19 protein-coding genes are annotated in these 12420 nt (G+C 37.8%); 13 read left to right on the plus strand and 6 right to left on the minus strand.

Features of this window, described 5'->3' with window-relative positions; genetic code table 11:
* Positions 1–18: 18 nt before the first annotated feature.
* Both RDV53_RS03585 and RDV53_RS03590 read left to right on the plus strand, forming a co-directional pair.
* Complete coding sequence (locus tag RDV53_RS03585) at positions 19–783, plus strand: amino acid ABC transporter ATP-binding protein (protein WP_005694860.1); 765 nt, start codon at positions 19–21, stop codon at positions 781–783.
* On the plus strand, positions 767–1624 hold the full coding sequence (locus RDV53_RS03590; protein ID WP_005694861.1) for a cysteine ABC transporter substrate-binding protein: 858 nt from the start codon (positions 767–769) through the stop codon (positions 1622–1624). The genes RDV53_RS03585 and RDV53_RS03590 overlap by 17 nt, the downstream gene beginning before the upstream one ends.
* Before the next feature lie 54 nt (positions 1625–1678).
* Here the strand turns inward: RDV53_RS03590 and RDV53_RS03595 are convergent, their stop codons facing one another.
* Complete coding sequence (locus tag RDV53_RS03595) at positions 1679–2077, minus strand: pyrimidine dimer DNA glycosylase/endonuclease V (RefSeq protein WP_005694862.1); 399 nt, start codon at positions 2075–2077, stop codon at positions 1679–1681.
* Positions 2078–2337: 260 nt separating this feature from the next.
* On the opposite strand from RDV53_RS03595, the gene RDV53_RS03600 reads away from it, so the two are divergent.
* The 7 genes from RDV53_RS03600 to RDV53_RS03630 all read left to right on the plus strand — a co-directional run bounded on the left by RDV53_RS03600 (position 2338) and on the right by RDV53_RS03630 (position 6689).
* Positions 2338–2736, plus strand: a complete 399-nt coding sequence (locus tag RDV53_RS03600) for a hypothetical protein (RefSeq protein ID WP_005694863.1) — start codon at positions 2338–2340, stop codon at positions 2734–2736.
* Positions 2737–2833: 97 nt separating this feature from the next.
* Positions 2834–3274, plus strand: a complete 441-nt coding sequence (locus RDV53_RS03605) for a DUF6636 domain-containing protein (protein ID WP_005694865.1) — start codon at positions 2834–2836, stop codon at positions 3272–3274.
* Between the two features lie 91 nt (positions 3275–3365).
* A complete protein-coding gene (locus tag RDV53_RS03610; protein WP_005694866.1) occupies positions 3366–4364 on the plus strand; it encodes a DUF4424 family protein in 999 nt (332 codons plus the stop codon).
* Positions 4365–4436: 72 nt separating this feature from the next.
* On the plus strand, positions 4437–4871 hold the full coding sequence (locus RDV53_RS03615; RefSeq protein WP_005694867.1) for a DUF4189 domain-containing protein: 435 nt from the start codon (positions 4437–4439) through the stop codon (positions 4869–4871).
* 20 nt (positions 4872–4891) lie between these two features.
* The gene (locus tag RDV53_RS03620; RefSeq protein WP_005694868.1) at positions 4892–5659 is read left to right on the plus strand and encodes a type 2 periplasmic-binding domain-containing protein; all 768 of its coding nucleotides are present in this window, start codon (positions 4892–4894) and stop codon (positions 5657–5659) included.
* A 72-nt stretch (positions 5660–5731) separates the two neighbouring features.
* Complete coding sequence (locus RDV53_RS03625; protein WP_005694869.1) at positions 5732–6220, plus strand: YbaK/prolyl-tRNA synthetase associated domain-containing protein; 489 nt, start codon at positions 5732–5734, stop codon at positions 6218–6220.
* Positions 6221–6287: 67 nt separating this feature from the next.
* Positions 6288–6689: an HI_0559 family membrane protein gene (locus RDV53_RS03630; RefSeq protein WP_005694870.1), complete on the plus strand. Its 402-nt coding sequence runs from the start codon at positions 6288–6290 to the stop codon at positions 6687–6689.
* Here RDV53_RS03630 and RDV53_RS03635 read toward each other — a convergent pair.
* The 5 genes from RDV53_RS03635 to fkpA are packed head-to-tail and all read right to left on the minus strand — an operon-like array spanning position 6684 to position 9163.
* The gene (locus RDV53_RS03635) at positions 6684–6971 is read right to left on the minus strand and encodes a DsrH/TusB family sulfur relay protein (protein WP_005694871.1); all 288 of its coding nucleotides are present in this window, start codon (positions 6969–6971) and stop codon (positions 6684–6686) included. The genes RDV53_RS03630 and RDV53_RS03635 overlap by 6 nt on opposite strands.
* 8 nt (positions 6972–6979) lie before the next feature.
* Positions 6980–7339 (minus strand): sulfurtransferase complex subunit TusC, encoded by a 360-nt coding sequence (tusC, locus tag RDV53_RS03640; protein ID WP_005694872.1) that lies wholly within the window; start codon positions 7337–7339, stop codon positions 6980–6982.
* Positions 7336–7716: a sulfurtransferase complex subunit TusD gene (gene tusD / locus RDV53_RS03645; RefSeq protein WP_005694874.1), complete on the minus strand. Its 381-nt coding sequence runs from the start codon at positions 7714–7716 to the stop codon at positions 7336–7338. Before tusD ends, tusC begins: the two co-directional genes overlap by 4 nt.
* Entirely contained in the window at positions 7716–8381 is a 666-nt protein-coding gene (locus RDV53_RS03650; protein ID WP_005694875.1) for a helix-turn-helix transcriptional regulator, read from the minus strand. Before RDV53_RS03650 ends, tusD begins: the two co-directional genes overlap by 1 nt.
* 59 nt (positions 8382–8440) lie before the next feature.
* A complete protein-coding gene (gene fkpA, locus RDV53_RS03655) occupies positions 8441–9163 on the minus strand; it encodes an FKBP-type peptidyl-prolyl cis-trans isomerase (protein ID WP_005694876.1) in 723 nt (240 codons plus the stop codon).
* 94 nt (positions 9164–9257) lie between these two features.
* Here fkpA and RDV53_RS03660 point away from each other — a divergent pair, with 94 nt between their 5' ends.
* The 4 genes from RDV53_RS03660 to RDV53_RS03675 all read left to right on the plus strand — a co-directional run bounded on the left by RDV53_RS03660 (position 9258) and on the right by RDV53_RS03675 (position 12401).
* The gene (locus RDV53_RS03660; RefSeq protein ID WP_005694877.1) at positions 9258–9479 is read left to right on the plus strand and encodes a SlyX family protein; all 222 of its coding nucleotides are present in this window, start codon (positions 9258–9260) and stop codon (positions 9477–9479) included.
* A gap of 137 nt (positions 9480–9616) precedes the next feature.
* The gene (locus RDV53_RS03665) at positions 9617–10687 is read left to right on the plus strand and encodes an ABC transporter ATP-binding protein (RefSeq protein WP_032822501.1); all 1071 of its coding nucleotides are present in this window, start codon (positions 9617–9619) and stop codon (positions 10685–10687) included.
* A complete protein-coding gene (locus RDV53_RS03670; protein WP_005694879.1) occupies positions 10684–11553 on the plus strand; it encodes an ABC transporter permease in 870 nt (289 codons plus the stop codon). Before RDV53_RS03665 ends, RDV53_RS03670 begins: the two co-directional genes overlap by 4 nt.
* Complete coding sequence (locus RDV53_RS03675; RefSeq protein WP_005694881.1) at positions 11550–12401, plus strand: ABC transporter permease; 852 nt, start codon at positions 11550–11552, stop codon at positions 12399–12401. Before RDV53_RS03670 ends, RDV53_RS03675 begins: the two co-directional genes overlap by 4 nt.
* The last annotated feature ends 19 nt before the right edge of the window (positions 12402–12420 follow it).

Consider the following 12420-nt stretch of genomic DNA (forward strand, 5'->3'; position numbering starts at 1 on the left):
TTTTTATTAGGAAAACACATGGCGTTATTAGAAATTAAAAACCTCGTCAAAAATTACGGTGATGTAGAAGCACTCAAAGGCATCAATCTTTCTATAGAGAAAGGCGAAGTTGTCGTTATTTTAGGTCCATCGGGTTGTGGTAAAAGTACTTTTTTACGCTGCCTAAATGGGCTAGAGGAAATAAAGAGCGGTCATATTTTGCTGCAAAATGCAGGCGAATTAGGCAAAGACATTCCTTGGGTCAAAGCGCGTCAACGCATCGGGATGGTATTCCAAAGTTATGAACTCTTCGCTCATTTATCAGTGATTGACAATATTTTACTCGGCCCTTTAAAAGTACAAAAACGCGATCGTGCTGAAGCTGAAAAACAAGCCGATGAGTTACTTAAACGTGTAGGTTTATATGACCGAAAAAATGCCTATCCACGTGAATTATCCGGTGGGCAAAAACAGCGAATTGCCATTGTTCGTTCACTTTGCATGAACCCTGAAATTATTCTGTTTGATGAAGTCACTGCTGCCCTTGACCCTGAAATGGTACGTGAAGTACTTGATGTAATTTTAGGTCTTGCAAAAGATGGTATGACGATGCTCATCGTTACCCATGAAATGAACTTTGCCCGTCAAGTGGCTAATCGCATCGTGTTTATGGATAAAGGGCAAATCATTGAACAGGCAAAACCGGAAGATTTCTTCACGAATCCAACCACGGATCGTGCGAAAACATTCTTAAATATCTTAAATTATGAACCGAGAGGAACAAACTATGAAGAAAACATTTAAAACATTGACCGCACTTTTAGCCACTGCCACCTTAGCATTTAGCTTAACTGCGTGTAATGATAAAGAGCCCGCTAAAGAGGGGGCAAAAACAGTTTCAAGCCTTGAGCAAATACAAAAAGATGGCAAAGTGCGCATTGGTGTATTTAGCGATAAACCACCATTTGGTTATGTAGATGCGCAAGGCAAAAGCCAAGGCTTTGATGTTGAAATTGGTAAAGCGATCGGTAAAGATTTATTAGGTGATGAAAACAAAGTGGAATTTGTTTTAGTGGATGCCGCAAACCGTGCTGAATACTTACTTTCTAAGAAAGTTGATATTATTCTCGCCAACTTTACTGTAACCCCAGCACGTAAAGAAGTGGTGGATTTTGCGAATCCATACATGAAAGTAGCACTCGGTGTCGTCTCAAAAGATGGCTCAGTGATTACGGATCTTGAACAATTAAAAGGCAAAACTTTAATCGTAGATAAAGGTACTACTGCTGATATTTTCTTCACCAAAAACTATCCAGATGTGAAGTTATTGAAATTCGAACAAAATACCGAAACCTTTGAAGCCTTACGTGATGGTCGTGGTGATGCATTATCTAATGACAATACCTTCTTATTCGCTTGGGCAAAACAAAATCCAGGTTATACCGTGGGCGTAAAAAACTTTGGTGATCAAGATGTTATTGCACCAGCTGTTCGCAAAGATGCACCTGAATTGTTAAATTGGTTAAATAACGAAATCCAAACTCTAGGCAAAGATGGGCGTTTAAAACAAGCTTACGAAAAAACCTTATTGCCAGTTTATGGTGATACTGTTAGCGAAAGCGATATCGTGGTTGAATATAAATAATTTAACCCCATTCACTTCCCCTATAATTTTCCCACTGGGGAAGTGAAAACTCCTTTATTTTTGACCGCTCTTTGGAAGATGCGGTGTAAATCTCGCCTTTAATGGCATTCGTTCCAGAATACGTTCCCGATTAATCTGCAATGCAGCCTCTGTGGCCTCATAGTCCAACCATAAACTTGGGTCATCGGGTAATGTTTCATTCCAAATATACTGCACGTTAAAGCCTCGGGCTTTACATTCCGCATGTAATGCATCATACCGTTTCTTTAAAAATGCCAATTTATTAAAGAAAAAACGCACATGCCCTTCCCCTAACTTATATTCTGCTGGCTGTCCTTTTAAGTGATATTTACCTTTCGCTACGGCATTAGGAATACGGGTTAATTCACGATGTTCAGCTAAAAGATGTTGATCACAAAGCTCCTCAGGCGGAACAAGATTAATTCGAGTCATAAACGATACCAAAGAAAAAGAAACATAGTACGGGGCGTAAAGGTATTTGTCTATTATTTACCTATCTCTTTAAGAAATATCCTAGCATTTTAGACAGATATTTATCCGAGTGTTTTAATAAAGTATTGATCTATTCTAAATACACAGTATGATCGTTCTAACCTTAACGACTTATTATGGTTCACAAGAGCAATATTCATAATTTAAAGTGAATAAAGAAGATACCATAAAAAATATTTCATACTTTTGAGACATTCCAAATGGGAATCCTACTCTTTTTAACGCATTTCGCCATGTTGTTATTTAGTGCTTATTTCTGGTTCAACTTTGGCGTGCGTTGGGTGCAAGTCATTGGTTATAATTTAGCATTAAACGATCCTGTGGCTAAGAGTCTAAATCATTCTATTAATATCTATTTTAGACTTATTGCCATTACCACTTTTAGCTATCTCTTTTTTGCTATTTTTCGACGTTTTTATCGTCGCTTTGCGATGTTGCTATGGATAGCGAAAGCTGGGGTATTCAGGAAATATTTATTTAATTTGAATGGGCTACAAGGCACCAATTATGATGGCATATTCCAAACCTCATCGGTTTATATTTATTTTTTATGCCCATTATTGTTAAGTTTATTATCCTATCTTTATTGTAAGAAATAAAACAAGTAAACTAATAACCTAGCAATTCAAAAGGGTTTGCAAGCGGTTAAATTTTGTAGGAATTTTACCAATTCCGCCATTCAACAAGAAATTCAACATGAAAAAATTATTTGTATTCGCTTTATGTACTTTCTCTGTTTCTAGCTTTGCCTTAACCCCGCGAATAGAAACAGCATCAAACTCAGACTCTTTTATCAGTTTTCGCACGGCTAATGATGCTATTTATTGCTCTGGCGACCTTCCTGGTCTAAACCCCAAAGTTGAATGTGTTACTAAAATTAAAGGAAAACCGATTTTACCGCGTCCGAAAGATTGTGAATTCGAATGGGGCGAGCTATTTTCTGTTGGCGCGACAGGAAAGGCTTCACTTGTTTGTGCAAGTGATACCCCCGCTGTACCAGACTCACCAATCTTAAAAGATGGTGAAACAATTAAAGGCAAAGGCTGGCAATGCACTGCTTCGGGCGATTCATTAACTTGTTCAAATAAAGAAAAACACGGTTTTAAAATTAGCCAAGCAAAACAAAAATTGTTTTAGCTTGCAGCGTATTTGAAAAATACACAATACGTTAATTGCCTTACTACAAGAGCGGTCAAATTTTTCTCACTTTTTACAAGGAACACCAATCATGAAAAAGTCTCTTCTCTTAACGATTCTTTGTCTTCCATTTATGGCTCAAGCTAACGACAGTACGGGAACAGTCTCTACTGGTGGTGTGGAATATATTAAAAATGAGCATATTGCGATGCAAAAAGAAAACCTATTTATCAGCCAAGATAAAATTAAGGTGGAATATGAATATCGCAATCTGACCGATAAAGACATTACTGAGACGGTGCTATTCCCATTACCGGAAGTGATGCTGCACGATTACGGTGATTTTGCTGACACCCAAAGTTTAATCAATTCTTTTAAGATTTATGCGAATGGCAAAGAAATCAAACCGACGACTCATGTACGCGCGTTCTTTTACGAAACCAAAAATGCAGATGATGCAGAGAAAAGAGAATTGGTTTCTCACGATGTCACGGACATTCTTCGTGCCTGTGGTTTAACTGAAGAAGAGTTAATGGAGCCTTGGTTGCGTAAATCTGATTCGGCAAATAAGAAAATCTTGAAATGTCAGGATCCACGTCTTGCTAAATATTCATACAAAGACTTTGAGGATAGCCAGGATATCACTTGGGGTGGACAAATCATTTATAGCTGGCAACAAACCTTTAAAGCCAATTCGATTACTCAAATTCAGCACGAATATCTCCCTCTTTTAGGATCTGGCATGGGGCTTCATGATCTCGTGGATTATAAAAAGTTTGCCGATACTTTTTGTATTGATCCATCATTTAAAAAATCAGTAAAAGCAAAATCTAATCAAGGGATATACTACCGTGAGCTAGGTTATATTCTCAAAACTGGAGCAAACTGGGCAAAACCTATTGCGGATTTTACGCTTACCATTGAAAGACCCAAAGATCAGATTGTTTCTTTCTGCTGGAAAGGTAAAGGCGAAGTGAAAAAAGTACTGCAAAATGACAAAGTTGTGCAATATCAAGTAAAAGAAAAAGACTTCTTACCACAGCATGATTTAGATGTGCTATATGGTATAGATGCAAAGTTTTTTAACTAAAAGCTTGCTTAGTAATATGCTTTTACAATAAAGAGAAGACAAACCTCACAGAATTTTTCACAAGAAATAAAAATGAAAAAATTACTTACATTAGCTTTATGTGCTTTATCCGTTTCGGCTTTTGCAACAACACCTTCAATCGAAGATCAAATGTCGTATCCACCACAACCGCCACTTCTAGATTTTCCTAATTGGTGGAGTGTAATTGCTTATAATCCACAAAATGGTGCTTTTGGTTATGGCGAGGGAGATATGATAAAGCCTGCTCAAAATAAAGCACTAAAGGATTGTGAGCTTGCTTCAAATGATGCAAATAAACAACATTGTCAAATTGTCACAGAAGCTAATCATGCTTGTGTTGCATTGGCAACAGGAGACTCTCCTGAAAAATATGCCGCAGTTCGCAAGTTCAGAATGAAGCTAGAAGAAGTTGAACAAGAAGCCTTAGCAGCTTGTAAAATGAATTCAGCGAATTGCTCAATCACCTTCTCTGCTTGCGGAAAATAATCTTAAAAAAGGAACGCTCTATGAAAAAAACCTTACTTTGCCTTTGTCTCTTTTCTTCTGCCGCTTATGCTAACCAATGTGAAATCATCGATAGAGAATTAGCAGCAAGTTATTCAGAGATGAAAACCTACGGCAGCTATAACGAAAACAATGAAGAAAAATACCAGTCTTCAGAAAAACGTTTTAAAGAGGCGTTAGCCAAAATTGAAAATTTAGAAGGCAAATTCTGCGATTGGGAAAAAGCACCTAAAGCGGGGGTTGGCGTGCTCACGTCAAAAGACAATAAGCTTCAGATTCTGACTTGGGATTGGCAATCTGGCGGCACAATGCACGAATATGGTAGCATTTGGCGTTATCAGTTACCTAACGGCACTTGGAAAACGGAATTTAATGAGTTAGACTCTGATTCTGATATAACCAGCCTAACAGCCCCTAAATTGAATGGAAAACCTTACTATTTTGTAGAAACTGCTAACATCTACAGTCAATGCCATCATGCACTCGCAGCGAAATTTTATCAAATTACAGAAAAAGGTTTAGAAGAAGCTAATCTGATTCAAGGTAAAGCACCGACTTCTAATATTGGTGTATCGTATATCTCATATACGAATAATGATTTACCAAAATCAAATGCCTATTTTGATTACGACTTGAAAAATAACCGCTTTAGCTTCCCGCTCGTACATGAATTTGAAGAGACCTGTGGTAACGGGAAAATGACCCCTGAACGCATTTATTATCGTTTTGATGGCAAACACTTTGTAAAAGAGAAAAAAACTAAAAAATAGATCTATTCCTGTACTCACATAAAAAAGGGGCTCGAATCCTTATTAAAGGATCCCCCCTTTAAGGAAACAGTGATGTCTGTAAAAACATTTGAAAAATTGACCGCACTTTTAGATAAACATCAAGCACACTACCGTGTGGTTGAGCATCCGACTGCAGGAAAATCAGAGGAAGTGGCTAAAATCCGTGGTACAGAATTAGGACAAGGGGCAAAAGCGCTAGTATGCAAAGTGAAAGGAAATGGCGTAAAACAAGCGGTATTAGTTATATTGCCAGCCGATCAACAATCTGATTTGAGTAAAGTAGCGGCCTATTTAGGTGGTACGAAAGCCTCGCTTGCCAGCCCTGCAGAAGTAGATACCTTAACAGACTGTGTATTTGGTGCAATTCCGCCTTTTAGCTTTCATCCTGATTTGTTGCTAATTGCTGATCCTAGCTTACTGTCTCGTTATGATGAATTAGCATTTAATGCAGGTACGTTAGAACGCTCTATTATTCTCAATACACAAGATTATGCCTCAATCATTCAGCCCACATTAGTGGATGTAATAAAAACCGAATAGAGAAAAGATTGGTTGTCTTTCATTTGATTGATACAATGCTTCCGTTTTTCTATTAATTGGACATCTCATGAAAAAATATCTTAAAGCATTTATTCTTTTTCCGTTGATTATTCAAATTATTGGCACTGTTGCCTTAACATTCTCGAATAATGATACTGATCAAATTCAGAGCTCAGTGCTTTCTGTCTTTATTGTGGCTGCAGTGCCGACTTTTCTCATTACGCTTTGGGCGGCATTTCACCGTTATGCAAGCTACAATGTGAAAGCTATTGCATTAATTGCAGGATTAATCGGATTTAGTTATACCGTCGTGGCAGGATTCTTTTATGCGACCCTAGTTAATGACATGGGATTTGGCGAATGGTTACGCGCTGGAGGATTAGAAATCACCTGCTTAATGGCTGCAGGTTTGGCACTTTATTCTGTTATGGTACTACCGCTCTTATTACCTAAAGAACGCCCACTATAAGGCGATTTGAGGCGAATATTGAGCAGTTAAATCCACCAAATCTGTTAATGAAATTGACCGCACTTGATTGTTTTCTGGCAAAAGTGCGGTTAAATTTCGGGCTAAAACATCCTGTTCCAACATAAAACATTGTCCTTTGCATTGAGTAAACATTTCTCCGTACTTTACCGCTAGTAACACACCGTCTTGCCATAAAACCACCGCATCATTTTCCGTGATTTCAGTCAAATAACGTTGAAGTTCTGTCTCAGAATAATGAGCTTGAGAAAAGGTATAAAGCATAATATTCCTTAAAACGTAAACACTTTTTCTGCTTGGCTAAGTTTATTGATCAGCGAAGTGCGGTCAATTTTTTCAGCAGATATAATGAGTTGTTCAGCTTGCAAATTGTATTGGTCGAGCGAATTAGCACAAACAAAGCGCTGTTCAATATCGTATAAATCTAATAATTTAAAGGTACGAATAAAATCTTTTTGTAACAATAACTCAGGATGTTGCCCATCGAGTAAATTTAATACGCCATCATCGATAAAAAAGACACCAATTTCCTCTTCATCACAAAATGCTGTTGCCGCGAGTAAAGCATCTAAGCCTTCACGAGAAATTGCGTTTCCATGCGGTGCGGTACGAAATAAGAATGCCAGCTTCATAATGTCACCACCCGATCTGCTTTTAATGCCATCGCCATAAACTCGCCTAAGCCTGCAGTCTTAAAACCTTCTGCCAAATTGGTTTTATCAGTCTCTTTTGCCGTAAGTGAATCCACTACGCCACGACGTTGTGAAGCGGCTACACATAAATGCAAAGGAATATGATGTTGCGCTGAAAAGGCTTGCCAAGCTTGCGTGAGATTAAATTCATCATTGGCAGGATAAACCAAGCCATTGCCATTACTCACCCCCTCTTGGAAAAAGAAAATTTGGCTAATGGCATGCCCTTTTTCAAGTAAAGCTTGGGCGAATTGATAGGCAAGAAAAGCCCCTTGTTTTCCATAAACAGGACTTTTCACGGCGAGAACATAGTTCATTACTCTTGCTCTTGTTTGATTTGACGAATATATAAATACACGGTGTGGCGAGAAATCGCGAGGCGATCCGCCACTAAATTGATCGCATCTTTAATATCAAAAATGCCTTTTTCGTAAAGTGAAATCACAATCTGACGGTTCTTATTATTGTTTGAAACCGAGCGATCTGCATTTACTTCTTCAATGGTTTTTTCTACCGTTTGTGCCACCAATTCTTCCACTGAACTTGCAAAATTGACGGAAGAGGTTTCATTTTGTTCTTGCGTTGGCATAAACGCCTGCATAAATTGAGAAACCGGCACATCCAAATTAATATTGATACAAAGTAAACCAATAATACGTTGCTTACTATTTCGAATCGCGATGGTCACAGACTTCATCAATACATTGCCTTTCGCACGCGTGAAATAAGGCTTAGACACACTCTCACTTTGCATATTACGCAAAGATTTCAAGGCTAAATCCGTAATCGGGGAACCCACTTGGCGATTGGTATTATGCCCATTGGCAATACAAATGGCGGAATGTTCAATGTCTTCTAAAGAGTGTAAGACGATTTCACAATGCTCGCCAATCAACGCGCTCACGCCATCAACTACCGCTTTATAGGAAATCAGAATGGTACGATCTTCATCGGTGAAAGGTTGTCTATCGGTTAGTATCATTTTTCAAATCTGGTAGGGAAAATGACCGCACTTTGGATAAAGTGCGGTTGAATTAAGGATTATTTTTTAGGATTAACGTCTAATACTTCAACTTCAAAGTAAAGCGTTGCATCAGGTGGAATTGAATCGCCCGCACCTTGTTTACCATAAGCTAATTCAGGTGGAATCACTAATTCAATTTTGCCACCTTTCTTCACTAACTGAAGGCCTTCAGTCCAACCTTTAATCACTTGGTTTAATTTAAACTCAACCGGTTGACCACGTTCAACAGAGCTATCAAATACTTTACCATCCGGTAATTTACCAGTGTAATGTACTTTTACGATATCTGTTGCTTTAATCGCCTCGCCTTTACCCGCTTCAGTGATTTTGTAAAGTAAGCCATCTTTGGTGCTTTTCACGCCATCTTTTTTCGCAAATTCAGCGCGGTATTTATCGCCTTCTTCTTTTGCAGCTTTCGCTTGTTGTTCTACTTTTGCTTTCGCCGCAGACACTAATTGCTCTTGAATGCCATCTAAGGTTTTTTGAATTTTTTCGTCTTTACGAACATCAACTTTACCTTCTAATGCATCTTTTAAGCCATCTAAAATACGCGCATTGTCGTATTGAATGACTTCTTTTTGAGCATCCACTAAATCTTTTACTTGGTTACCCATTAATGCACCTACAGCATAAGACGCATCACTTGCGCTTGGCGCTGCTTTATCTTCTGCAAAAACAGAACCTGAAACAACCGCACTTACCATAAGCGCAGCAAGAGAAAGCTTTTGAATTTTCAACATTTTGCTTGATCCTTTATAATAGAAACAGAATAGCGAATAGGTTAAATCGGATTGACCAAATTCACAACATTTTTTTAAAAATTAGAGAAATTTTATGCAAAATCAACAAATTTTAGAAGATCGCATTGCTGAACTTGAAATGAAAATTGCGTTTCAAGAACAACTTTTAGACGAGCTAAACCAAGCATTAGTTCAACAACAGTTTGATATGGATAAAATTCAACTTCAACTCCGCTATCTCGCCGGCAAATTAAAAGATATTCAACCTTCTAATATTGCCAGCCAAGCAGAAGAAACACCGCCTCCGCATTATTAAAATGTAATAAAACCATATTTTATCTAAATGCGTGATCTTCATCACAAATTCATAAAAAATATTTTTATTTTATTGAAAAAATAACCAAGTGTTTTATGGTTACCTCTATCGTTGTAAGCCAAATAGAGGATGTAAAAATGGCAAAATTAGAAATAAAAAATATTACAAAAAAATTTGGTGACTTTTACGCAGCAAATAATATTACTTTTACCGCTGAAGAAGGCGAGTTTGTCACCTTATTAGGACCAAGTGGCTGTGGTAAAACCTCCTTATTAAAATTAATCGCTGGATTTCATGTAGCTGACGAAGGTGAAATCCTTATCGGAGGAAAAAATGTTAACCATGTTCCTCCAGAAAAACGCAATACAGCCATGTGTTTCCAATCTTATGCCCTTTTCCCTCACCTCAACGTTTCTCACAATATTTGCTATGGTTTAAAGCAACGTAAAATTGATATTGAAGAACAAAAACAGCGTTTAAATCTCGCATTGAAACAAATGGATTTAGAATTTCATAAATTGAAATTACCCAATGAGCTTTCTGGAGGCCAACAACAACGTGTCGCATTAGCCAGAGCCATGGTAACTCGTCCAGATGTGATTTTATTTGATGAGCCGCTTTCTAACTTAGATGCTAAATTACGCGAAAATGTACGTTTTGAAATAAAACAACTCTCAAAGCAATATAATTTGACTAGCATTTACGTGACTCACGATCAGGCTGAAGCCCTAACCATGTCAGATAAAATCATCGTGTTAAATAAGGGCTCTATTGAGCAAATTGGCTCACCTCAAGATATTTATCATCATCCTAAAAACCGCTTTGTGGCAGATTTTATTGGAATTGCCAATATCACGGAAGCCAATGTGAAAAACATCGGTGACAATCTTTATGCAGTTAGTTCTATTTTTGGCGATTTCACCGTATTTTCTGAGAAAAAACCGGAATCAGAACGAATTTATATTTGCTTTCGACCAGAAGACATTGAATTGTTACCAAACGCACAAACGGAAGCGGAAAACCAAATTACAGTAGATATCATTAACACCGCTTTTATGGGCAATATCACGGAAGTGCAAGGCATCATTAAACGTAATGATGAAGAGAAAAAATTACGTCTTCAACTAACAAAATGCCCGAATTTGAGCGATAAACTCACCTTTACGATTCCCCGCCATGCGATTAAATTCTTGGAGTCCGTAAAATGAAAAGTCTCAAAAATGATGTAAAAGCATGGTTATTGCTATGCAGCGGTTTAGGTACGATCCTATTTTTAATGGGATCTACGTTCTACATTGTCGTCTCTCAAAGCCTTGGTTTATACAGTATGGGCGGGGAAGAAAGCCAATTTAGTTTGGAGTATTGGCAAGCCGTATTAAATAGTCCTGTATTCCAAAATTCGTATATTTATTCCGTAAAAGTGTCTTTACTAGGGGCGATTTTATCCATCATCGTGGCTTATCCCATTGCCATGTGGTTGCGTAAAAAATTACCAGCCAAGGTAACAATTATAACTATCTTGCGGGCGCCTATGTTGGTACCTGGATTAGTTGCAGCCTTCTTGTTCGTCAATATGATTTCTTACCACGGCATTCTTAACGAAGTATTCGTTTATTTAGGCATTTGGGACGAACCGAAAACCCTACAAAATGACGAATTTGGCTGGGGGGTAGTAATTTTACAAATGTGGAAAAACATTCCTTTTGCTTTAATTCTTATTGGTGGCGCGGTTAATTCGTTGAAAACCGATTTATTAGATGCCGCTGCAAATTTAGGTTCGAATCCTTGGCAACGTTTTCGTTATGTGATCTTCCCTCTAACCTTAGGTGCAGTACAAGTTTCCTTTATTTTAATATTTATCGGCGCACTCGGTGATTTCGCCTTTTATAGCATTGCCGGTCCTCGCAGTACCTATTCTTTAGCGCGTTTAATGCAAATGTCTGCCTATGAATTTGAAGAATGGAATCAAAGTGCGGTCATGGCATTAACGATTATGTTGACCTCTGCCTTCTTCACCATCCTAGTGTCATTATTGATTAAACCATTAGCCGTCAAACGTGGAGAAGTCAAATGAATAGTTCCGCACAAATCACAACGAAAAATGGTCGATTAATCGCACGTATTTCCTTAATTTTCTTTATTCTTGCTAATTTTATTTGGTTATTCTTACCCTTTTTAATGGCAGGTTTATGGTCATTGGTAGATCCCGCTAAACCGTGGAGTTATCCAGATATTTTCCCTCAATCATTATCTTTTGAGCGTTGGAAAATTGTATGGGAAACCACCTCTTTACCTGAAGCAATGTTTAATAGCTATACCATTGCGCCTACGGTTTCTCTGATCACGATTTTACTCTCTCTCCCAACAGCTTATGCATTTGGACGTATGGAGTTTAGAGGTAAAAAATTAGCCGAATTATTGACACTGATTCCATTGGTTATTCCAGGCATGATTATTGCCCTATTCTTTAGCCGTATGTTATTGGATTTAAATATTAATAATCCATTCATCGGTATTGTTATTGGGCATGTTGTACTCACGTTACCTTATGCTATTCGGATTTTATCCGCGGGCTTTTCTTCTGTCCCACAAGATCTCATTGATGCTAGCCGTGACTTAGGTGCATCTAAATTTACCGTTTTCAAAGACGTGTATATGCCGATGTTAAAACCCAGTTTTTTAGCATCAATTATTTTCTGTTTAGTGAAAAGTATTGAAGAGTTTGCTATCGCTTTCGTTATCGGCTCACCAGACTTTATTACCGTGCCAACCATTTTATATTCCTTCCTCGGTTATTCTTTTATTCGTCCGAATGCAGCCGTTGTATCGATTATTTTGTTGGTACCAAACATTATTTTGATGATGATTATCGAAAAATTGTTGAAAGGGAATTATCTCTCTCAATCCACAGGAAAAGCATAATTTTCACAAGGAGCATCTT

This window comes from Haemophilus parainfluenzae ATCC 33392, from assembly GCF_031191205.1.
Classification (GTDB): Bacteria; Pseudomonadota; Gammaproteobacteria; order Enterobacterales; family Pasteurellaceae; genus Haemophilus_D; species Haemophilus_D parainfluenzae.